The organism is Streptomyces sp. NPDC015661 (genome assembly GCF_043077765.1).
GTDB lineage: Bacteria > Actinomycetota > Actinomycetes > Streptomycetales > Streptomycetaceae > Streptomyces.
This window is the reverse complement of sequence record NZ_JBIBST010000014.1, coordinates 110178-130662: the sequence shown is the minus strand read 5'-3', so window position 1 is coordinate 130662 and position 20485 is coordinate 110178. Positions and strand designations below refer to the sequence as shown.

Genomic DNA, 20485 nt, shown 5'->3' with positions numbered 1-20485 from the left:
CGGGAATCCGTCGTCGCTATTCGGTGCGACCCCTCCTCCTGAGGGGTCCTCTCGTGTCAGACTCTGCGGCGATCGTTCCCCCAGGCGATCCGTTTTCCCCACCCCAGAGGCAAAGCGGAAGGATCGCAAGACACGTGAAGAAGATTGTCGTGGGCATGACCCTTGGGTCGGCGCTCACCGCACTCCTCGCCGCGGGGCTCACCCCCGCCGCCGCGCAGGAAGCACGGGACGCCGCACCGGCGGGTGCCAACGCCCACCGGACCGACAACCGTCCCGGACCGCTCACGAAGCAGCGCACCCAGCTGCGCGAGCAGGCGATCGACCTGGTCGCCAAGGGCAAGGCCAAGGCGAACGCCAAGGGCGTCGTCGAGGTCGCGCCCGGCAAGTTCGCCGAGACCAAGACCACCACCGCCACCCGCCAGGAGAAGATCTTCACGATCCTCTCCGAGTTCGGCGACCAGAGCTCCGGCAAGCTCGGCACCGTCCCCGGCCCGCTGCACAACCAGATACCCCAGCCGGACCGCAGCACCGACAACTCCAACGCCTGGACCGCGGACTTCTCCAAGGCCCACTACGAGGAACTCTTCAACGGCTCCGGCGAGTCCATGAAGACCTTCTACGAGAAGCTGTCCAGCGGCGCCTACTCCGTCTCCAACACCGTCGAGGACTGGGTCAAGGTCCCCGGCAACGCCTCCACCTACGGCGACAACGCCGTCGAGGACACCGGCGGCTCCTGGGCCTTCATCCAGGACACCGGCGACGCCTGGTGGAACGCCCAGCTCGCGGCCGGCAAGACGCCCGCCGAGATCGACGCGTACCTCGCCCAGTTCGACGTCTGGGACCGCAACGACTGGGACCACGACGGCAACTTCGACGAGCCCGACGGCTACATCGACCACTTCCAGGCCGTGCACGCCGGCATGGGCGAGGACGCGGGCGGCGGCGCACAGGGCGAGGACGCCATCTGGTCCCACCGCTGGTACGTGAACGGCGACGACTACGGCCTCACGGGCCCGGCCGTCTCCGGCACCCAGAACAAGGCCGGCGGCGCCCGCATCGGCCAGTCCAAGTACTGGCTCGGCGACTACACCACCGAGGGCGAGAACGGCGGACTCGGCGTCTTCTGCCACGAGTTCGGCCACGACCTCGGCCTGCCGGACTTCTACGACACCGACGGCGGCGAGAACTCCACCGCCTTCTGGACCCTGATGAGCTCCGGCTCCTGGCTGAGCCACGGCGCCGCCGCCAACGCCGGCATCGGCACCCACCCCGGCCTCATGGGCGCCGAGGAGAAGCTCTTCCTCGGCTGGCTCGACTACACCGACGCACCGCTCGGCGCCACCGGCTCGTACACCCTGAGCCCGGCCGCGCTCCAGGTCCGCGGCAAGGCCCAGGCGGTCCGCGTCGCGCTCCCGGGCAAGACGAGCAGCACCACCTACGCGACGCCCACCTCGGGCACCCACGCCTGGTGGACCGGCTCGGCCGACGGCCTCAACCAGTCCCTCACCCGCTCCGTCCCGGCCGCCCCGCGCGTGACCGTCAAGGCGAGCGCCTGGTACGAGATCGAGGCCGACTTCGACTACCTCTTCGCCGAGTACTCCCTCGACGGCGGCGCCACCTGGGCCCGCGCGGGTGAGTCCGTCTCCGGCTCCTCGGGCGGCAAGTGGACGACGCTGCGCTACTCGTACGACTCCGCCGGCAAGCCGTCCCTCTTCCGCTTCCGCTACCAGAGCGACGGCGGCGTGCACTTCGCCGGCGCGTTCCTGGACGACATCTCGCTGAGCTCCGGCGGGACGACCCTGGCGGCGGACGACGTCGAGCAGGGCGTGGGCGGCTGGACCGCGCAGGGCCGCTGGAAGATCTCCACCGGCACCGAGACGGCCACCTCCCCGCGGTACTACCTCCTGGAGAACCGCGAGTACGTCGGCTCCGACGCGCTCCTCGCCGAGGGCCCGTACCAGTTCAGCAAGGGCATCACGGCGCCCGACTGGGTCGAGTTCTTCAAGTACCAGAACGGCATGCTCGTCTGGTACGTCGACCGGTCCTTCGACGACAACAACGTCAGCAACCACCCCGGTGGCGGCTCGGCGATGCCCGTCGACGCCCGTCCGGCCCCGTTCCGGTACGCCGACGGGACCGCGCCCAGCAACCGGCGCCAGCCCTTCGACGCGACCTTCGGCCTGGAGGCCACCGACGCGACCTGCCTCCACAAGGAGGTCCTGACCGGCAAGGGCCCGAACCAGACCGTCGAGACGCTGGCGGCCTGCGCCCCCTCCGTCCCGGGCATCCCGGTCTTCGACGACACCGACCCGAACGCGTACTACGACACGACGGCCCCGCAGGCCAGCGTGAAGGTCGCCGGTCACGGCGTGCGCGTCACGGTCACCGGTGACGCCGGCGACGACCTGACGATCAGCGTCGCCAACCCGGCCGCGCACTGATCCGCACGAGAAGACGCGAGGGCGGTACGGAGGGGCTCAGGCCTCCTCCGTACCGCCCTCGCGGCGTTTCCGGGGCCGGTCAGCCCTCCCGTACCGCCTCCGCCAGCTCCGTCAGGAACTCCACCACGCCCGGCGGGCCCGCCACCGAGAGGTCCGCGCGGCCGGCCAGCTCGGGGACCTCCGTGGAGCCGCTGCACACCAGGACGCCCGGGGTGCCGTCGGAGCGGAGCTTCTCGACCGCCGCGAAGGCCGGCAGGTCGCCCAGGTCGTCACCCGCGTAGAGCACGGACCCGGCTCCGACCTCCCGTACGTACTCCGCGAGGGCCACGCCCTTGTCCATGCCCGGGGGCCGCAGCTCCAGGACCATGCGGCCGGGCTCCAGGACCAGGCCGTGGGCGACGGCCAGATCGCCGAGCGGGCCCTTGAGGGCCTCGAAGGCGCCCTCGGGTTCCAGGGCGCGGCGGGTGTGGACGGCGACCGCGCGGCCCTTCTCCTCGATCCAGACGCCCGGCCAGGCCCCGGCCCGGTCGAGGAATCCGGGGAGCTCGGCGCGGACGGAGGCGACGCCCGGGTGCGGGGCGGCGGCCTGCACGGTGCCGGTGACGGCGTCCCAGCGTTCGGCGCCGTAGTGGCCGAGGACGACGAGGTGCTCCAGGCCGGGGACGCCGGCGAAGCCGCCGTAGCGGACGGCGACCCCGGCGGGGCGGCCGGTCACGACGGCGATCGAGGCCACCCGGGGGGCGAGGGCGGCGAGGGCGGCCACCGCGCCGGGGTGGGCGCGGGCCTGCTCGGGGTCGGGGACGATGTCGGCGAGGGTGCCGTCGAAGTCGAGGGCGACGACGGCGTTCGCGGGCCGCGCGAGAAGCGCGGCCAGGCCGTCGCGGCCGGCGGGTGTGGCCGGGTGCGGAAGGCTGCTGACCATGCTTCCGACCCTACCGACGTACGGGGGTCACGTCAGCGTGGCCGGGGTCACCGGCCGGGGTCACCCTTCGCGGCGGCGCTGCTTCTCCTCGCGGACCCGGCGCAGCCGGTTGACCGTGACGGGGTCGTGGGCGAGGGCGCGCGGGTCGTCGAGGAGGGCGTTGAGGAGCTGGTAGTAGCGGGTCGGCGAGAGGCCGAGCCGCTCGCGGACGGCCCGCTCCTTGGCACCGGGCCCGGGCCAGGAGCGCCGCTCGACGGCGAGAAGGGCCCGCTCGCGCTCCCCGAGGCCGCTCTCGCCGTCCACCGTCTCTTCGGTCATACGACCAACCTATTACTCGGCGTTCTCGGCCGCCGTCGCCTCCCGGCCGATCCGGCCGAGGACGTCGGACGGCTTGCCGCCGGGGGTGACGGCCTTGCCAATGTTCTGCTTGACGTTCTCGCTGACCTTGGCCCAGGAGGTCTTGCCGACCGGCGGGAGCTGGGCGTCGGGCAGGACCTTGAGGAATACGCGCAGGTTGGCGTGGGCGGGGTCGGTCTCCATGCGGGTGGAGGCCGTGACGGTGACCGGCAGCAGGTCGTTGTCCCCGGCGAACTTCAGGACGTTCTCGTCGCTGAAGACGAAGTTCAGGAACTCGCCGATCTCCTTGTGGTGGCCGTTCTGCCGGAAGCCCATGATCCAGTCGGCCACGCCCATGGAGGTCCTGGGCGTGCCCTCGGCGCCGGGGAGGGGGACCTGGCCGACCTGGACGCCCTTCTTCGCGGCCTCCTTGAGGAGCGAGGGGTGGCCGTTGAGCATGCCGACCTCGCCGTTCGCGAAGGCGGCGAAGGCGGCCTTGCGGTTGAGCTTGCCGGGGGCGACGGGGCCGGTGAGGTCCTTGCCGACCAGGTTGGTGCGGAGCCACTCGAAGGTGCGCACGTTGGCCTCGGAGTCGATGGCGTAGCGGTCGGACGCGTCGGTCCAGCCGCCGCCGCCGCTGAGCAGCCACATGAGGGCCTCGGCCTGGGCCTCCTCGGGGCCGAGCGGCAGCGCGAAGGGGGTGGTGACGCCCTTGGCCTTGAGCTTCTCGGCGGCCTCGACGAGCTCGTCCCAGGTGGTGGGGGCCTTGGCGCCGGCCTCCCGGAAGAGCCCCTTGTTGTAGAAGAGCGGCCGGGTGGAGGCGACGAACGGCAGGCCGTACTGGGTGCGCTTGTACTCGCCCGCGGAGACGAGCGGGCCGAGGAAGTTGGCCTGGACGGGGATGGAGAGGAGTTCGTCGGCGGCGTAGAGCTGCCCGGCGGCCGCGTAGTCGGCGTAGGCGCCGATCTGCGCGATGTCGGGGGCCTGGCCGGCCTTGACCATCTCGGCGACCTTGCGGTCGACGTCGTCCCAGGACAGGACCTGGACCTCGACCTTGACCCCGGGGTGCTTCGCCTCGAAGGCGGCGACGAGGTCGGCCCAGTACTTCCTGGTGGTGTCGCCGCCGTTGAGGTCGTAGTCGGCGGCGACCAGCTTCAGGGTCACGTCGCCGGAGTCGCCGCCGAGGGTGCCGCAGCCGGCGACCGTCGTGGCCAGTCCGAGGGCGGCGGCGGCCGCGGTCAGTCCGAGAAATCGTCGCCGCTCCACGGCTTCATCCACCTTTTGCTCGTCGTTGAGCTGTCGTCCATCTGTACTGAGCTGCGTGTTTGCACTTCTCAGGGCCGTAAGTGTGCCCCGCCCCCGGGCATGAGGTCTACACCACTTGGGTATCACTTCCGCAACTGCGGCGGGACCATGGGGGCATGGCCGGCCCCGAATTTGTATCCGAGCGCAACAATCCTGCCCAGTGGACTAGACCTGTTAGGTCCTCCCGCGCCAGAATGTCCCCCGTGAGACACGTCATCGCCCTGGATGTGGGCGGCACCGGCATGAAGGCCGCCCTCGTCGGGGCGGACGGCACCCTGCTGCACGAGGCCCGCCGCGCCACCGGGCGCGAGCGCGGCCCCGAGGCCGTGGTCGAGACGATCCTCGGCTTCGCCGAAGAGCTCCGCACCCTCGGCCAGGAGCGGTACGGAGAGCCCGCCGCCGCGGCCGGAGTCGCCGTCCCCGGCATCGTCGACGCGGAGAACGGCATCGCCGTCTACGCCGCCAACCTCGGCTGGCGCGACGTTCCCATGCGCGAACTCCTCAGCCGCCGGCTCGACGGCGTCCCCGTCGCCCTCGGCCACGACGTCCGCACCGGCGGCCTCGCCGAAGGCCGTATCGGCGCGGGCAACGGCGCCGACCGCTTCCTCTTCGTGCCCCTCGGCACCGGCATCGCCGGAGCCATCGGCATCGGCGACCGCATCGAGGCCGGCGCCCACGGCTACGCCGGCGAGATCGGCCACATCGTCGTCCGCCCCGGCGGCACCGACTGCGGCTGCGGCCAGCGCGGCTGCCTGGAGCGGTACGCCTCCGCCTCCGCCGTCTCCCTCGCCTGGGCCGAGGCCAGCGGCGACCCGGACGCGGACGCCGCCGACTGCGCCAAGGCCGTCGAGTCCGGCGACGAGACCGCCGTACGGGTCTGGCAGGACGCCGTCGACGCCCTCGCCGACGGACTCGTCACCGCGCTCACCCTCCTCGACCCCCGCACGCTCATCATCGGTGGCGGTCTCGCCGAGGCCGGGGAAACCTTGTTCACACCCCTCCGGGCCGCCGTGGAGGAACGCGTCACGTTCCAGAAGCTGCCCGCCATCGTCCCGGCGGCCCTCGGGGACACCGCCGGATGCCTGGGCGCGGGCCTCCTCGCCTGGGACCTTCTCTCCCTCGACTCGGAGGTTTCCGCCTGATGGCCGATCACCAGGTTCTCGCCGGCGCGCACGTCGTGCTGCCCACCGGAACGGTCGAGAACGGACGCGTGATCGTCGACGGCGACCGCATCGTGGGCTCCGCCCCCGAGAACGCCCCCACCCTCGACCTCACCGGGCACTGGCTCGTCCCCGGCTTCGTCGACATGCACAACCACGGCGGCGGCGGCGCGTCCTTCACCTCCGGCACCGTCGACGAGGTCCTCAAGGGCGTCCACACCCACCGCCTCCACGGCACCACCACCGTCGTCGCCTCCTTCGTCACCGGCGACATGGACTTCCTCGGCCGCCGCGCGGGCCTGCTCTCCGAGCTCGCCGAGCAGGGCGAGATCGCCGGCCTGCACTTCGAGGGCCCGTTCATCTCCCCCTGCCGCAAGGGCGCCCACGACGAGACGCTGCTCCGCGACCCCGACCCGGCCGAGGTCCGCAAGCTGCTCGACGCCGGCCGCGGCCAGGCCCGGATGGTCACCCTCGCCACCGAACTGCCCGGCGGCCTCGACTCCGTACGGCTCCTCGCCGAGCACGGCGTGATCGCCGCCATCGGCCACACCGACGCCACGTACGAGCAGACGCAGGCGGCCATCGACGCGGGCGCCACCGTCGCCACCCACCTCTACAACGCCATGCCCGCGCTCGGCCACCGCTCCCCCGGCCCGATCGCCGCGCTCCTGGAGGACGAGCGGATCACCGTCGAGCTCATCAACGACGGCACCCACCTCCACCCCGCCGCCCTGGAGCTCGCCTTCCACCACGCCGGACCCGAGCGCGTCGCCTTCATCACCGACGCCATGGACGCCGCCGGTTTCGGCGACGGCCGCTACATGCTCGGCCCGCTGGCCGTCGAGGTGAAGGACAGCGTCGCCCGCCTCGTCGAGGGCGGCTCCATCGCCGGCTCCACCCTCACCCTGGACCGCGCCTTCAAGCGCGCCGCCACCATCGACGGCCTGCCCGTCGAGTCGGTCGTCCAGGCCATCTCCGCCAACCCGGCCCGGCTGCTCGGCGTGTACGACCGGGTGGGCTCCCTGGAGCCCGGCAAGGACGCCGACATCGTCGTCCTCGACGAGGAGTTCAACCTCAGGGGCGTCATGCGCAAGGGCGAGTGGATCGTCGACCCGACGGCGGACAAAGCCGCCTGATCAGGTGTCACTCTCGAAGGCGGTTGGCCGTGGGTCTGGGCCAACCGCCTTTCCTTTGGCATGATCGGTGCCCGTCGGAACGAGCGTTCCACAAGACTTCACACGGAGTACGGGGGGTGGACGGGTCTTGATCCTCACGGTCACCCTCAACACGGCACTGGACCTGACCTACCGGGTCCCCGCCCTCACCCCGCACGCCTCCCACCGCGTCACCCAGGTCATCGAGCGGCCCGGCGGCAAGGGACTCAACGTCGCCCGCGTCCTCGCCGCCCTCGGGTACGAGACGGTCGCCACCGGCTTCGCGGGCGGCGCGACCGGCGCGACACTGCGGGACCAGCTCGCGGCGACGCCGGTCCGCGACGAGCTCGTCGAGACCGCCGGACCCACCCGCCGCACGGTCGCGATCGTCGACACGGCGAGCGGGGACACCACCCAGCTCAACGAACCGGGCCCGGCCGTCACCGCCGCGGAATGGGCCGCCTTCCGCACCCGCTTCACGGAACTCCTCGACGGGGCCCGGGCGGTCGCCCTCTGCGGCAGCCTCCCGCCCGGCATCCACGTCGGCGCGTACGCGGAACTCGTCCGCCTCGCCCGCACGGCCGGAATCCCCGTCCTCCTGGACACCAGCGGCGAACCCCTCCGCCGCGGCATCGCCGCCCGCCCCGACCTGGTCAAGCCGAACGCCGAGGAACTCGCCCAGCTGACGGGCTCCCGCGAACCCCACCGGGCCACCCGCGACGCACGCCGCCGCGGCGCCCACGCGGTGATCTCCTCACTCGGCCCCGAGGGCATGCTCGCCGCCACCCCGGAGGGCCTGTGGCGCGCGACCCCGCCGGCCCCGGTGAAGGGCAACCCCACGGGCGCGGGCGACTCCGCCGTCGCCGGCCTCCTCTCGGGCCTGGTCGACGACACCCCCTGGCCGGACCGCCTCACCCGCGCGGTGGCCCTGTCGGCGGCGACGGTCCTCTCCCCGGTGGCCGGCGAGTTCGACGCGACGGCGTACCAGGAGCTGCTGACGCGGGTGAAGGTGACGGAGGCGGGCGGCGCGGCCTGAAAGCCGCGCCCGGCCCCCCACGTCAGCTGCCGGTGTGACCGGCCTCCAGGTAGACCTGGTCGAGGATCGCCTCGCACTGGTCACCCTGCTCGCAGGAGATCTTGAGCGCGTTGGAACCCTTGTTGAGGTTCACGTAGGCGTACGTGTACGTCCAGCCCTTCTCCCAGTCGCCCTCGGCGGACTTCGCGAAGTTGGACATGTTCAGCGCGCGCGGCGTCTCGCTGTTGACCGTCAGGGACGTCTTGGCGTCCTTGCCGGGCACGCTGTACGTGATGCGGAGGGTGTACTCGCCGGAGTCCGGCACGTCCACCGACCAGCTCGCGGAGCTGCCCACACCGGTCAGGGTCACGTAGGCGCCGTTCGTGCCCTTCGCACCCTTCACGGCCGTCCCCGTGGTGGCCGAGCCGCCCAGCGTCAGCGTCGCCGCGTCCTGCTTGGGGAGCTCCCCCGGGGTCTTCTCGGCACTCGGCTCGGTGCTCGGCGTCTCCGAGACCTGGGACGGCGCGGTCGACGGGGTGTTCCCGCCGGCCTTGTCGTCCTTGTCCTTCTCGTTGCCCGAGTTGGAGATCACCGCGGCCGCGATGCCGATCACGACGACCGCGACGACCGCGACCGCGCCGATCAGGAGGCCCTTGGTGTTGGGGCCGCGGCCGGAGCCGCCGCCGCGCTGGGGCGGGATCGGGCGGGTCTGCGGCTGGGCGCCGTAGGTCTCCGGCGCGGCGTACTGCGCCTGCGGCCGGCCGTACGGGGCCTGCTGCTGCGGCGGCACGTACGGCTGCTGCTGCTGGTGGCCGTACTTGCGCTCGCCGACCGTCCTGACCTGGTTGTACGAGGTCCGGGGCACGCCCGGCTGCGCGGGAGCGGGGCCGGGGTAGCCGTAGCCGCCGCCCTGCGGGGGCCGGGCACCCGCTGCCTGGCCGTCCTCGTAGAGGTAGCCGAACGGATCGTCGTCCTCGGGCGTCTTCGCGCCGTCGTTTCCGGCAGCCATCCGGGTCATCCTCTCCATGCTCGCCAGCCGTCGCCGACCGGCCGAGCCTACCCCGAACGGACCAGCGCGCGACTCAGCCCGCCCGCCGGTGGACCTTGGCGCGGGAACGCTTCTCCACGTACATCCGCTGGTCCGCCGAGTTCAGGACCTCTTCCACGGTCATCCCGCACTCGGCCCAGCCGATGCCGAAACTCGCGCCGACACGGACCGCCCGACCGTCCACCCGGATCGGCGGGATGATCGCGTTCCGCAGGCGTACGGCCAGGTCGGCGGCGTCTGCGGAGCCCAGTCCGTCGGCGAGGACGACGAACTCGTCACCGCCGAGCCGGGCGACGGTGTCGCCGTCCCGCACACCGGTGGTGAGCCGGCGCGCGACCTCGATGAGGACGGCGTCGCCGGTGTGGTGACCGAAGCGGTCGTTGATCGACTTGAAGCCGTCGAGGTCGCAGAAGAGGACGGCGAGCCCCTTGGTGCCGTCGTCGACCTCGCCGCCCGTGGGCGCCACGATGTGCACATGGTGGTCGTACGGGCCGGCGCCGCCCGCCGGCTCGAAACCGAAGCCGTGCTCGTGCTCGTGCTCGTACGACTGCGGCTCGTGACCGGAGTCGTACGCCGGGTCGTACGCGGGCTCGTAGCCGCCGCCGTCGTGACCCGTTCCGTAGCCGCCGTCCCGCTGGGAGTCGTACGCCCCGTACGCGGGCTCGCTCCCCGGCGCCGCCGGGCGCTCACAGAGCCGGGCGGAGAGCCGGGAGCGCAGCTCGGCACTGTTGGGGAGGCCGGTGAGGGCGTCGTGCGAGGCGCGGTGCGCGAGCTGGAGCTCGTGCCGCTTGCGCTCCTCGATGTCCTCGACGTGGGTGAGGAGGAAGCGGGGCCCGTCGGCGGTGTCGGCGACCACCGAGTTCCGGAGGGAGACCCAGACGTACGTGCCGTCCCGGCGCCCGAGCCGCAGCTCGGCCCGGCCGCCCTCGGCGGAGGTGCGGAGCAGGGTGCCGATGTCCTCGGGGTGGACGAGGTCGGCGAAGGAGTAGCGCCGCATCACGGAGGCGGGGCGGCCGAGGAGCCGGCACAGGGCGTCGTTGGTGCGCAGGAGGCGGCCGTGCTGGTCGCCGCCCATCTCGGCGATGGCCATGCCGGAGGGGGCGTACTCGAAGGCCTGCCGGAAGGACTCCTCGGAGGCCCGCAGTGCCTGCTGCTCGCGCTCCAGGCGGACCAGGGCGCGCTGCATGTTGGAGCGGAGGCGGGCGTTGCTGATGGCGATCGCGGACTGCGAGGCGTACATCTGGAGCGCTTCCTGGCCCCAGGGGCCGGGGTGCCGGCCGTTGCGCGGGCGGTCGACGGATATGACGCCGAGGAGCTCACGGCCGGAGCCCGAGGCGTACATCGGGGCGTAGAGCCGGTCGTGCGGGTGCCACTCGTCCTCGAAGCGGGGCGCGGGCCCGTCGGTGTGCCACTGGGGGACGTCGTCCTCCATGAGGACCCAGCCCTCGGTGTGCGGGATGAACCGCAGGTCGCCCCAGGGGACGCCCATGGACAGACGCCGCTCCCAGGAGGAGCGGGAGCCGACACGGCCGGTGATCAGGGCCTCCGCGGCGGAGCTTCCGGCGAAGGCGGCGACGACGAGGTCACCGTCGGGGCGGACGAGGTTGACGCAGGCCAGCTCGTAGTTGAGACCGGCGACCACGCCGTCGGCGACGGTCTGCAGGGTGTCCGCCAGGCTGCGGGCAGTATTGAGGTCCGCCACGACCTGATGCAGCTGCCGCAGGGTCGAGAGACGGACGTAAGGCTCCGACTCGGTCTCCATCGCTCGCTCTCCCCGAGACCTCGACAGCAACTCCAGGGTTCTCATCGGCTTCGTGTTGCACTGTCACCGCCACTGAATCACAGCGAGCTGCGCCCCAGGTACACAGGGTCAGCAAATACTGCCCTCTGTGACTCAAGTCACAGCAGATGATGGCGGGTCGCAACGGCCCCGCGCATATGACAGGACCTAGGTCCGGCGGCCGTCACCGGCTGGTCCCCGGGCCCGATGCGGGGCGGGAGGAGCGCGGACTAGCGTGCGAGCGTGCTCCAGATGACCTCACCCTCACCCCCCGTGTCCGATCTGGCCATCCCTCATGCTGAGGGGGTGAGCAACGACGAGTTCCGGGCGGCGATGTCACGCCTCGCGGCGGGCGTGGTCCTGGTGACCGCGCACGACCCCGACGACGGCCCGCGCGGCGAGGACGTCGGCATGACGGCCACCGCCTTCATGTCGGTCTCCCTCGACCCGCCCCTGGTCCTCGTCAGCCTCCGCAACGGCTCCCGCATGGACGACCTGCTCACCGACGTCCCGGTGTGGGCGGTGTCGATCCTCGCCGACGACCAGCGGCACGTCGCCGGGCGCTTCGCCATGAAGAACCGCGTCAGCGACCGGCTCCTCTTCGCCGACCTGCCGTACACGCGCGGCGAGGAGAGCGGCGCCCCGCTCATGGACGGCGCCCTGTCGGTCCTGGAGTGCCGTACGGAGAACCGGGTCGTGGCCGGCGACCACACGCTGGTGGTGGGCCGGGTCCTGACGGTCGGTCTGCCCTCGTCGGGCGGCGGGCCCCTGACGTACTTCCAGGGGAAGTACCGCCGCCTCGGCTGACCCGCGTCAGCCCCAGTCGCGGGACTGGCGGGTGCGCTTCGTCTCCGAGCGCTGCTTCTTCTCGCGCAGCCGGCGCTCGTTGATCCCGCGCGGGATCTTCGTCGGACGGCGGGGCTTCGGCGGTGGGGCCGTCGCCTCGGCGAGGAGGGCGGCCAGGCGGACGGCGGCCGTCTCGCGGTTGCGCCACTGGGAGCGGTGCTCCGAGGCGCGGACCGTCACGACGCCGTTGACCAGGCGGGAGGCGAGCCGCTCCAGGGCGCGGGCCTTCCACACCTCGGGGAGCGCGTCGGTGGCCGCGAGGTCGAAGCGGAGCTCCACCTGCGAGTCGCTGGTGTTGACGTGCTGACCGCCCGGCCCCGACGACCGCGAGAAACGCCACTGGAGCTCGGCCTCGGGCAGCGAGACGGAGCCGCGGATGGGATACGGACCGGACATGCCCTCCATGTTCCCCGCAGGGGGCCGGAGGAGTCATCCTGTTTTCGCACCACGGCCGGCCGGGAACCGCCGGCCGCCGCAGCGCGTTTCTCCAGGCGAGCGACGACATCACGATGAAAGGGACTTTCCATGGCTGTGAGCCTGTCCAAGGGCGGCAACGTCTCCCTGACCAAGGAGGCCCCGGGCCTCGCCGCCGTCACCGTGGGCCTCGGCTGGGACGTCCGCACCACCACCGGCACCGACTTCGACCTCGACGCCTCGGCGATCGGCGTGGACGCCGCCGGGCGGGTCGCCTCGGACGCCCACTTCGTCTTCTTCAACAACAAGTCGACGCCGGACCAGACCATCGTGCACACCGGTGACAACCGCACCGGTGAGGGCGGCGGCGACGACGAGCAGATCAACGTCAACCTCGCGGCCCTCCCGGCGACCGTCGACAAGATCGTCTTCCCGGTCTCCATCTACGACGCGGTGTCCCGCTCGCAGAACTTCGGCCAGGTGCGCAACGCGTACATCCGCATCGTGAACCAGGCCGGCGGCACCGAGATCGCCCGCTACGACCTCTCCGAGGACGCCGCCGTCGAGACGGCCATGATCTTCGGCGAGCTGTACCGCAACGGCGCCGAGTGGAAGTTCCGCGCCGTGGGCCAGGGCTACGCCTCGGGCCTTGAGGGCATCGCCCGCGACTTCGGCGTCAACCTCTGACGGACGCCACGCACCAGTGAGGGCCCCGGCGGGATCCACGCCGGGGCCCTACCCTTTTCCGCGTGATCGTCGAACCCCTCCCGCGCACGGAGGCGCACGCCCTCCCCGGCGCGCTGCTCACCGAGCTCACCGCGCTCTACGCCTCCAACGAGGAGTTCCAGCAGCTCAGCGGTGACTTCCCGGATCCGTCCGACATCCGGCCCGAGCAGGTCGCCGCCGCTCTCGCCGACGAGCTCGCGCAGCCGACGGCCGAGGTGCTCCTCGCCCGCTCCGGGGGCCGGCTCGTGGCCGTCGCCATCACCCTGGGCCGCCACCCGGACCCGGCCGATCCCGATCCGTGGCTGGGGCTGCTCATGGTCCACGGGGACGAGCGGCGCGCGGGGCACGGGCGCCGGCTCGCCGCGTACGTCGAGGACCGTTTCCGCGCCGACGGCCGTACGGGGCTGCGGCTCGCCGTCCTGGAGAACAACCCGAAGGCGCTGGCCTTCTGGACGGCGCTCGGCTACGAGGAGACGGCCCGCCGCCCGGACCTCGCGCACGGCCGGGCGTGCATCGTGATGAGGAAGAGCCTGGGCCGGGGCCTGTCCGGCAACACCTGATCCGCCGGCGAACCCTAGGGCTTGTCCGGCTTCTCGTCGCCGTACAGCCAGACGTCCCACAGCGCGTCGAGGTCGCGGCCCGCCACGCTCTCCGCGTAGGCCGTGAAGTCGTCCGTGGTGGCGTTGGCGTGGTGGTACTTCGCGGCCCAGCCGCGCAGGATCTCGTCGAAGACGCGGTCGCCGACCGTCTCGCGCAGCTTGTGCAGGACCATCGCGCCCCGCTGGTACACGGGCGGGTCGAAGAGGTTCTCGGCGGCGGGCGGGGCGGCGGGCGGGAAGGCCCAGTTGGCGTCCTGGGCGAAGGCGCGCGCGAAGTGCGTCGAGGCCGGGACGTGCTCGTACTCCTCGGCATACAGCCACTCCCCGTAGGTCGCGAAGCCCTCGTTCAGCCAGATGTCCCGCCAGGTCTCGGGCGTCACCGAGTTGCCGAACCACTCGTGGGCCTGCTCGTGGAGGAGGGTCGCCCGGTCGAAGGAGGCGGCCGGGAAGACGGGCCGGGTCTGGGTCTCCAGGGCGTAGCCGAGGGTCCCGTCCTTGGTGACGAGGGCCCCGGCGGCGGAGAAGGGGTACGGGCCGAAGCTCTTGACCTGGCGGGCGAGGAGCTCGGGGATCTCGGCCCGCAGCGCGGCGCTGCCCGCCGCGACGGGGGCTTCGGCGGCAGTGAGGACGGGCACGGTGCCGAGGGCGGTCGCCGTCCTCGTCTCGTACCGGCCGATGGCGACGGTCGCGAGGTAGCTCGCCATGGGCTCGGCGGTGTGCCACACGGTGGTGACGCGGCCGTCCGGCTCCGTCCGCCGCTCGGTCCTGACGCCGTTGGAGAAGCCGTCGAGTCCGGCGGGCAGGGTGAGCGCGAGGGTGTAGGTGGCCTTGTCGGAGGGGTGGTTGTTGCCGGGGAACCAGGTCATGGAGCCGGCCGGTTCGCCGACCGCGATGGCCCCGTCGGCGGTGCGCAGCCAGCCCTCCTTGGAGCCGTCGGCGTCGGTGAGCGGCTCGGGCACGCCCGTGTAGGTGACGGTGGCCGTGAACTCCTTGCCCTCGGGGAGCTCCTCGCGGGGGCGGAGGGTGAGCTCGTTCCCGGCGCGGTTGTACGCGGCGGGGGCGCCGTCGACGGTGGCGCGGCGCACGGTGAGTCCGGCGAAGTCAAGGTTGAAGGCGCTGAGGTCCTGGGTGGCGCGGGCGGTGATCTCGGCGGTGCCGTCGAGGCGGCCGGAGGCCGGGTCGTAGGCGAGGGTGAGGTCGTAGTGGCCGACGTCGTAGCCACCGTTGCCGAGTTTCGGGAAGAGCGGGTCGCGCAGCCCGGCCGCGCCGGGGGTGCCCCGGACGCCGCCGCCGGCCTCGGTGCAGCCGCCGACCAGGAGGGCGAGGGCGGCGAGGGCGAGGGCTCCGATCCGGCTGCGTTGCGACACGTATCGATCTTAAGAGGTCAAAAACGAAAAAAGGCGGTGGCGCCCGGTCGGGGGATCCGGGCGCCACCGCCGACTGGGGGACGTCAGTTCGCGAGGGCGGCGACGCCGGCCTGGGCGAACTTCTCGTCGAGGTCGCCCGAGGGAGCACCCGCGACACCGATGCCCGCGATCGGCGCGCCCTTGGCGGTCACCGGGGCGCCACCGGCGAGGAAGAGGGTGCCGGGGATGTCCTTCAGGGTCGGCGCGTTGGCGAGACGGCCGGCGAGGACGGAGGTCGGGGCGTTCCAGGACACGGCGGTGTACGCCTTCTTCTGGGCCGACTCGTAGGACTGCGGGCCCGCGCCGTCGCCGCGCAGGGTGACGAGGGTGTTGCCGTTGCGGTCGACGACCGCGACGGAGACCCGCTGGTTCTCCTTCTCGGCGGCGTCCAGGGTCGCCTGCGCGGCCTTCGTGGCGGCCGCGATCGTCAGGTGCGTCGTCTGCAGGGTGTTGCCGTTGTCCGCGTCGGCCATGACGGCGGCGGGAGCGGCGGCCGGGGCGGCGGCGTTCGCGGAGACCACGCCGAAGGTACCGGCGGCGACGACAGCGGCGGCGGTGGCACCGAGGAGGATCTTCTTCATGAGGGACTCCGTGGAGGTGAGGAGGAGAAGGGAGAGGAGAAGCTGTCGAGCGGTTCGTTCCTTCGCTCTGCCTCAATCCTCCGGCCGGAACCGGCGCCCACCGGTCCACGGTCCGGCTGCCCTCCGCGCGCACACCGGACGACGGCTCTGTCAGCCGATCGGTTGATGCCCCGCTGGTCCCTCCGGGTCACCATGGACAGATACACGCAGGTCAGGAAGGCCATCCAGGTCAGAAGACAGGAGGCGGCACGGTGACCCGGCCCACGGAACACGACCCGGACGCCCGCTGGCTGGCGCGGGTCATGCACATCGCGTTCTTCCTGCTGCTCGGCGCCTCCCTCGCCCGCTTCCTGCTGCGGCACGACTGGGAGGCCCGCAGCCCCTGGATCATCGCCCTCACCGGCGCGCTCGCCTCCCTCTATCTGCTCGGTCCGGTGCTCGGCACCCGCGCCACCCCGCGCCGGATCGCCTGGCTGGGCACGGTCGTCGCCGTCTGGGTCGTCCTCGTCGTCCTCGCGCCCAGCTTCGCCTGGTGCGCGGTGCCGCTCTTCTACACGGGCCTGCGGACCCTCCCGCCGCGCGCCGCCCTCGGCCTGGTCGCCCTGCTCACCGCCTTCGTGGTCTTCGCGCAGGTGCAGCTCTCGCACGGCGGCTGGGACCCGAACCTGATCGTCGCCCCGCCGGCCGTCGCCGCCCTCGCCACCGGCGTCTTCGTGTACTCCGACCGGCAGGCCGCCCGGCAGCGGGCACTGATCGACGACCTGATCCGCACCCGGCGCGAACTCGCCGCGATCGAACGCCGCGAGGGCACGCTCGCCGAGCGTCAGCGGCTGTCCATGGAGATCCACGACACCCTCGCGCAGGGACTGTCGAGCCAGCAGATGCTGCTCCAGGCCGCCGACCGCACCTGGGACAGCGACCCGGTCACCGCCCGCCGGCACGTCCGCACCGCCGAGTCCATCGCCGAACGGAACCTCGCCGAGGCCCGCCGCTTCGTGCAGGACCTCGCCCCCGCCGACCTCGCCGGGGGCGGCGGCCTGGAGGAGGCCCTGCGCGGTCTCGCCGGCCGTGAGTCGGCGGCCTTCCGGGTCGACGGCACCGCGGTGCCGCTGCCCGACCGCGTGCAGGCGGCGCTGCTGCGGATCGCGCAGGGCGCCCTCGCCAACATCCGCGAGCACGCCGGCGCCGACTCCGCCGCCCTGACCCTCACCTACCTCGACGACCAGATCGTCCTGGACATCGCCGACGACGGCCGCGGCTTCGACCCGGCGCTCGCGCGCGAGCAGGCCGAACGCGGGCACGGTCTGCCCGCGATGCGGGTGCGCGCCCAGCAGCTGGGTGGCACCCTGACGGTCGAGTCCACCCCGGGCGAGGGCACGGTGCTCTCGGCCGCGATCCCGCTCTCCCTGGAGTCCTGATGTCCGTACGGATCCTCCTCTGCGACGACCACGTCGTCGTCCGCGCCGGTCTGCTCGCGCTGCTCGGGAGCACCCCCGACATCGAGGTGGTCGGCGAGGCGGGCAGTGGCGAGGAGGCCGTCGCCCTGGCCGCGAAGCTGAAGCCGGACGTGGTCCTCATGGACCTCCAGCTCGGCGCGGGCATCGACGGCGTGGAGGCGACGCGGCGGATCGCGCCCACCGGCGTCCACGTCCTGGTCCTCACGACGTACGACACGGACGCGGACATCACGCGGGCGATCGAGGCGGGCGCGACGGGCTATCTCCTGAAGGCCGAGCGGCCCGAGGAGCTGTTCGCCGCGATCCACTCCGCCGCCCAGGGCCGCACGGCCCTCTCCCCGCCGGTCGCCAGCCGGGTCATGGACCGCATGCGGGGGGCGGCGGGGCCTTCGCTGACGGACCGGGAGCGGGACATCCTCGGCCAGCTGGGGCGGGGCCTCGGCAACCGGGAGATCGCGCGGGCCCTGTTCATCAGCGAGGCGACGGTGAAGACGCACCTGGGCCGGATCTACGCCAAGCTCGGCGTCGACACCCGCGCGGGCGCGGTGGCGGTAGCGAAGGAGCGGCGCCTGCTGCCGTAGGGACGCCATAGGCCGCAGGGACACCGCAGGCCGCAGGGACGCCGTAGGTACGTCGTACGGCTGGTCCTGGGTGCCGTTCCCGGGCACCGGCCCGCCCCCACTGCTACCGTGCGTTGCCGTTCAACCGCACGGTGTCATGTCCCAGTGGGAGCGCAAGTGAAGTTCGCGATCGTCGGCGGCGGCCCCGCCGGCCTCTACCTCTCGATCCTGCTGAAGCGGCAGGACCCGTCCCACGACATCGCCGTGTACGAGCGGAACCCCGAGGGGTCCACGTACGGCTGGGGCGTGACGTACTGGGCGGGGCTGCTCGACAAGCTGCGCGCGGGCGACCCCGAGTCCGCGGCGGCCGTCGTCGAGGCCTCCGTGACCTGGACCGACGGCGTCGCCATCGTCCGCGACGAGCGGACCGTCCACCGCGGCGACGCGGGCTTCGGCATCGGACGGCGGCGGATGCTCGCGCTGCTCGCCGACCGCGCCGAGGAGCTCGGCGTACGGGTCGAGTTCGAGCACGACATCCCCGGCCCGGACGCGCCCGAGCTGGCCGGCGCGGACCTGGTCGTCGCCGCCGACGGCGTCAACAGCGCGCTCCGCGAGGCCCACGCCGGCCACTTCGGCAGCGAGGTCACGAGCGGCCGCAACCAGTACATCTGGCTCGGCACCACCAAGGTCTTCGACTCCTTCAGCTTCGCCTTCAAGGAGACCGAGCACGGCTGGATCTGGTGTTACGCCTACGGCTTCAGCGGCGAGCGCTCCACCTGTGTCGTCGAGTGCTCCCCGGAGACCTTCACCGGCCTCGGCCTCGACACGCTCGGCGAGGCCGACAGCCTGAACCTCCTGGAGAAGCTCTTCCACGACCTCCTCGACGGGCACGAGCTGATCGGCCGCGAGCGCGCCGACGGCGCCGCCCAGTGGCTGACCTTCCGCACCCTCACCAACCGGGTCTGGCACCGCGGCAACCTCGTCCTCCTCGGCGACGCCGCCCACACCACGCACTACTCGATCGGCGCGGGAACCACCCTGGCCCTGGAGGACGCGCTCGCCCTCGCGGACGCCCTGCGCGCCCCCGGCGAGCTGGACGCCGCGCTCACCGCGTACGGGAAACGGCGGCGCGCCGAGCTCGTCTCCGCGCAGAGCGCCGCCCGCTACAGCGCCCAGTGGTACGAGAACCTGCCGCGCTACATGAGCCTGGAGCCGGCCAAGATGTTCGCGCTCCTCGGCCAGCGCCACTCGCCGCTGCTTCCGCACGTCCCGCCGCAGCTGTACTACCGGATCGACCGGGCCGCCGAACAGCTGGAGGCGCTGCGACGGCTCAAGCGCTGGCTCGGACCGCGGGTGGCACGGGCGGTGCACGGCCGCCGCTGAGCCCGTACGCACGGAGACGGCCGGCCCCGTCCGGGCCCGGCGGCCGTGCGCGGCCGGGCCGTCAGTGGAAGAAGGCGGCCCGGCGGCGGCGGGCCGGCTCCGTCACGTCGGGGACCACCCCGGCGCCGAGGCCCGGGGCCTCGTCCCAGGCCCGCAGCCGGTCCGCGACCCGCTCCAGGCGGGCTTCGCCGGGCCGTACGGCGAGGTGGAAGAGGCCCTCGTAGGCGCGACGGTCGTCGCCGCCCCAGCGGACGAGGCCCTCGGTGTCGGCGAGGATGTCGCGGATGACCAGCTGCTGTCCGGCCGTGAACCCGCCCCGTACGCCCGGCGGGTAGGAGCCGGGGCGGATGACGACGGCGGTGCCGGAGGCGAGGTTCGACTCGGGAAGACGGCCGTCCCGGACGGTGGCGGGCGGCACCCAGCCCGAGAGCGCGTCGGGCTCGCCGTCCCGGCCGAGGGCGTCGACCTCGTAGTGGAAGCGGCGCACGACGTGGAGCAGGAGGGTCTCGGGCGCGCCGGTGCGGACGGCGACGCGCAGCCCGGTGCCGGGCACGGAGCGGGTGGCCATGTCGCCGCCGTCGACGTCGACGACCTTCTGCATCTCCCAGCCGTTGGCGGACGGGCGGCCGGTGAAGATGCGGCGGTTGCGTTCCCGGGCGCGCCGCAGCGCCTCCTTGAGCGCGTCGTTCCCGGCGGGCTGCGGCGGCACGGCGGGGGCGGCCGGGGTGGCGGCGGCCGCGGACGGGGCGAGGAGCCCGGCGGAGGCGAGGCTCACGGCGGCGGTGACGCCTGCGGTGGCGACGAGGGTGCGCCTACGGGTGATGCCGGTGTGGGTCAACGGGTCGGCCTTTCTTCCGTGGGGAGGCGCCGGACGGAGCCGCGCCGCCTGCGGTGCAGGAGGCCGGCGGTCGCGGCGCCGAGGAGCGCGAGCAGCAGCAGGACGGTGACGGTCGGGTTGACGGAGGCGGGGATGACGACGGTGTAGTCGCGGCCGTCCGAGGCCTCGCAGACGAGCCGCAGGGGAAGGAAGTCCCCCCTGCGGCCCACGAGGGCGGGCACGCCCGGGGGTTTGTGGATCTCGCACGCCTCTGCCTGCGCCCGGTCGTCCAGGAACAGGACGTGGAGGCAGCCCCAGAGGTAGACGGCGACGCCGGCGCCCGCCGCGGCGAGGGACGCGTCCCGCCACACCCGGGCCGGGGTGTACCGGCGCCGGGCGCGTGGGGTCAGCCGCGACCCCAGGTAGGCGGCGAGGCCCGCCAGGGTCGCCGCCCCGCAGAGCACGACGGCGAGCAGGACGCCGAAGTCGTGTTCCTGCCAGGGGTCGGGAGGGAGGGCGGCGGTGACCACGGGTC

General features: G+C 73.0%; 20 protein-coding genes. 10 read left to right on the top strand and 10 right to left on the bottom strand.

What is annotated here, in order from left to right:
• Window positions 1-134: 134 nt before the first annotated feature.
• Window positions 135-2441: an immune inhibitor A domain-containing protein gene (locus tag ACF07V_RS32315; protein ID WP_392159243.1), complete on the top strand. Its 2307-nt coding sequence runs from the start codon at window positions 135-137 to the stop codon at window positions 2439-2441.
• 79 nt (window positions 2442-2520) lie between these two features.
• On the opposite strand, the gene otsB is transcribed toward ACF07V_RS32315, so the two are convergent.
• Genes otsB through ACF07V_RS32300 form a run of 3 tightly spaced genes read right to left on the bottom strand, consistent with a single transcriptional unit; the run spans window position 2521 to window position 4977 of the window.
• Window positions 2521-3363, bottom strand: coding sequence for a trehalose-phosphatase (otsB, locus tag ACF07V_RS32310; protein ID WP_392159242.1), 843 nt, complete (start codon window positions 3361-3363; stop codon window positions 2521-2523).
• Window positions 3364-3423: 60 nt separating this feature from the next.
• Window positions 3424-3681 carry a DUF3263 domain-containing protein gene (locus tag ACF07V_RS32305; protein ID WP_392159241.1) on the bottom strand — a complete coding sequence of 86 codons (258 nt, stop codon included), beginning with the start codon at window positions 3679-3681 and terminating at the stop codon, window positions 3424-3426.
• Window positions 3682-3693: 12 nt separating this feature from the next.
• Complete coding sequence (locus ACF07V_RS32300; protein ID WP_392159240.1) at window positions 3694-4977, bottom strand: extracellular solute-binding protein; 1284 nt, start codon at window positions 4975-4977, stop codon at window positions 3694-3696.
• A 230-nt stretch (window positions 4978-5207) separates the two neighbouring features.
• On the opposite strand from ACF07V_RS32300, the gene ACF07V_RS32295 reads away from it, so the two are divergent.
• The 3 genes from ACF07V_RS32295 (at window position 5208) to ACF07V_RS32285 (ending at window position 8354) form a co-directional block, all read left to right on the top strand.
• Entirely contained in the window at window positions 5208-6146 is a 939-nt protein-coding gene (locus ACF07V_RS32295) for an ROK family protein (protein WP_392159239.1), read from the top strand.
• The gene (gene nagA, locus ACF07V_RS32290) at window positions 6146-7300 is read left to right on the top strand and encodes an N-acetylglucosamine-6-phosphate deacetylase (RefSeq protein ID WP_392159238.1); all 1155 of its coding nucleotides are present in this window, start codon (window positions 6146-6148) and stop codon (window positions 7298-7300) included. The genes ACF07V_RS32295 and nagA overlap by 1 nt, the downstream gene beginning before the upstream one ends.
• 127 nt (window positions 7301-7427) lie before the next feature.
• Window positions 7428-8354: a 1-phosphofructokinase family hexose kinase gene (locus ACF07V_RS32285; protein WP_392159237.1), complete on the top strand. Its 927-nt coding sequence runs from the start codon at window positions 7428-7430 to the stop codon at window positions 8352-8354.
• A 22-nt stretch (window positions 8355-8376) separates the two neighbouring features.
• Here ACF07V_RS32285 and ACF07V_RS32280 read toward each other — a convergent pair whose 3' ends face one another.
• On the bottom strand, window positions 8377-9342 hold the full coding sequence (locus ACF07V_RS32280; RefSeq protein ID WP_392159236.1) for a carbohydrate-binding protein: 966 nt from the start codon (window positions 9340-9342) through the stop codon (window positions 8377-8379).
• Between the two features lie 73 nt (window positions 9343-9415).
• Window positions 9416-11143, bottom strand: coding sequence for a diguanylate cyclase CdgB (cdgB, locus tag ACF07V_RS32275; protein WP_392159235.1), 1728 nt, complete (start codon window positions 11141-11143; stop codon window positions 9416-9418).
• A 270-nt stretch (window positions 11144-11413) separates the two neighbouring features.
• Between cdgB and ACF07V_RS32270 the strand changes: the two genes are divergently transcribed.
• Complete coding sequence (locus ACF07V_RS32270; RefSeq protein ID WP_392159294.1) at window positions 11414-11968, top strand: flavin reductase family protein; 555 nt, start codon at window positions 11414-11416, stop codon at window positions 11966-11968.
• Window positions 11969-11974: 6 nt separating this feature from the next.
• Here the strand turns inward: ACF07V_RS32270 and arfB are convergent, their stop codons facing one another.
• A complete protein-coding gene (gene arfB, locus ACF07V_RS32265; protein WP_382869558.1) occupies window positions 11975-12412 on the bottom strand; it encodes an alternative ribosome rescue aminoacyl-tRNA hydrolase ArfB in 438 nt (145 codons plus the stop codon).
• 120 nt (window positions 12413-12532) lie between these two features.
• On the opposite strand from arfB, the gene ACF07V_RS32260 reads away from it, so the two are divergent.
• Both ACF07V_RS32260 and ACF07V_RS32255 read left to right on the top strand, forming a co-directional pair.
• Entirely contained in the window at window positions 12533-13108 is a 576-nt protein-coding gene (locus tag ACF07V_RS32260) for a TerD family protein (protein ID WP_351180223.1), read from the top strand.
• Between the two features lie 62 nt (window positions 13109-13170).
• Window positions 13171-13707, top strand: coding sequence for a GNAT family N-acetyltransferase (locus ACF07V_RS32255; RefSeq protein ID WP_392159234.1), 537 nt, complete (start codon window positions 13171-13173; stop codon window positions 13705-13707).
• A gap of 14 nt (window positions 13708-13721) precedes the next feature.
• Here the strand turns inward: ACF07V_RS32255 and ACF07V_RS32250 are convergent, their stop codons facing one another.
• Both ACF07V_RS32250 and ACF07V_RS32245 read right to left on the bottom strand, forming a co-directional pair.
• Complete coding sequence (locus tag ACF07V_RS32250) at window positions 13722-15113, bottom strand: M1 family metallopeptidase (protein ID WP_392159233.1); 1392 nt, start codon at window positions 15111-15113, stop codon at window positions 13722-13724.
• An 83-nt stretch (window positions 15114-15196) separates the two neighbouring features.
• Window positions 15197-15733, bottom strand: coding sequence for a heme-binding protein (locus tag ACF07V_RS32245; protein ID WP_392159232.1), 537 nt, complete (start codon window positions 15731-15733; stop codon window positions 15197-15199).
• Between the two features lie 251 nt (window positions 15734-15984).
• Between ACF07V_RS32245 and ACF07V_RS32240 the strand changes: the two genes are divergently transcribed.
• The 3 genes from ACF07V_RS32240 (at window position 15985) to ACF07V_RS32230 (ending at window position 19133) form a co-directional block, all read left to right on the top strand.
• Window positions 15985-17151: a sensor histidine kinase gene (locus ACF07V_RS32240; protein WP_392159231.1), complete on the top strand. Its 1167-nt coding sequence runs from the start codon at window positions 15985-15987 to the stop codon at window positions 17149-17151.
• The gene (locus ACF07V_RS32235; protein ID WP_392159230.1) at window positions 17151-17771 is read left to right on the top strand and encodes a response regulator; all 621 of its coding nucleotides are present in this window, start codon (window positions 17151-17153) and stop codon (window positions 17769-17771) included. The genes ACF07V_RS32240 and ACF07V_RS32235 overlap by 1 nt, the downstream gene beginning before the upstream one ends.
• Window positions 17772-17927: 156 nt before the next feature.
• Entirely contained in the window at window positions 17928-19133 is a 1206-nt protein-coding gene (locus tag ACF07V_RS32230) for an FAD-dependent monooxygenase (protein ID WP_392159229.1), read from the top strand.
• A gap of 61 nt (window positions 19134-19194) precedes the next feature.
• On the opposite strand, the gene ACF07V_RS32225 is transcribed toward ACF07V_RS32230, so the two are convergent.
• On the bottom strand, window positions 19195-19971 hold the full coding sequence (locus ACF07V_RS32225) for a hypothetical protein (protein ID WP_392159228.1): 777 nt from the start codon (window positions 19969-19971) through the stop codon (window positions 19195-19197).
• On the bottom strand, window positions 19968-20480 hold the full coding sequence (locus ACF07V_RS32220; protein WP_392159227.1) for a hypothetical protein: 513 nt from the start codon (window positions 20478-20480) through the stop codon (window positions 19968-19970). Before ACF07V_RS32220 ends, ACF07V_RS32225 begins: the two co-directional genes overlap by 4 nt.
• Window positions 20481-20485: the final 5 nt, after the last annotated feature.

Bases quoted from the DNA above. Each gene is read 5' to 3' on its own strand.
- ACF07V_RS32235 (WP_392159230.1), top strand. From the start codon at position 17,151: ATGTCCGTACGGATCCTCCTCTGCGACGACCACGTCGTCGTCCGCGCC.
- ACF07V_RS32260 (WP_351180223.1), top strand. From the start codon at position 12,533: ATGGCTGTGAGCCTGTCCAAGGGCGGCAACGTCTCCCTGACCAAGGAG.
- nagA (WP_392159238.1), top strand. From the start codon at position 6,146: ATGGCCGATCACCAGGTTCTCGCCGGCGCGCACGTCGTGCTGCCCACC.
- ACF07V_RS32245 (WP_392159232.1), bottom strand. From the start codon at position 15,733: ATGAAGAAGATCCTCCTCGGTGCCACCGCCGCCGCTGTCGTCGCCGCC.
- arfB (WP_382869558.1), bottom strand. From the start codon at position 12,412: ATGGAGGGCATGTCCGGTCCGTATCCCATCCGCGGCTCCGTCTCGCTG.
- cdgB (WP_392159235.1), bottom strand. From the start codon at position 11,143: ATGGAGACCGAGTCGGAGCCTTACGTCCGTCTCTCGACCCTGCGGCAG.
- otsB (WP_392159242.1), bottom strand. From the start codon at position 3,363: ATGGTCAGCAGCCTTCCGCACCCGGCCACACCCGCCGGCCGCGACGGC.
- ACF07V_RS32280 (WP_392159236.1), bottom strand. From the start codon at position 9,342: ATGGCTGCCGGAAACGACGGCGCGAAGACGCCCGAGGACGACGATCCG.
- ACF07V_RS32305 (WP_392159241.1), bottom strand. From the start codon at position 3,681: ATGACCGAAGAGACGGTGGACGGCGAGAGCGGCCTCGGGGAGCGCGAG.
- ACF07V_RS32270 (WP_392159294.1), top strand. From the start codon at position 11,414: ATGACCTCACCCTCACCCCCCGTGTCCGATCTGGCCATCCCTCATGCT.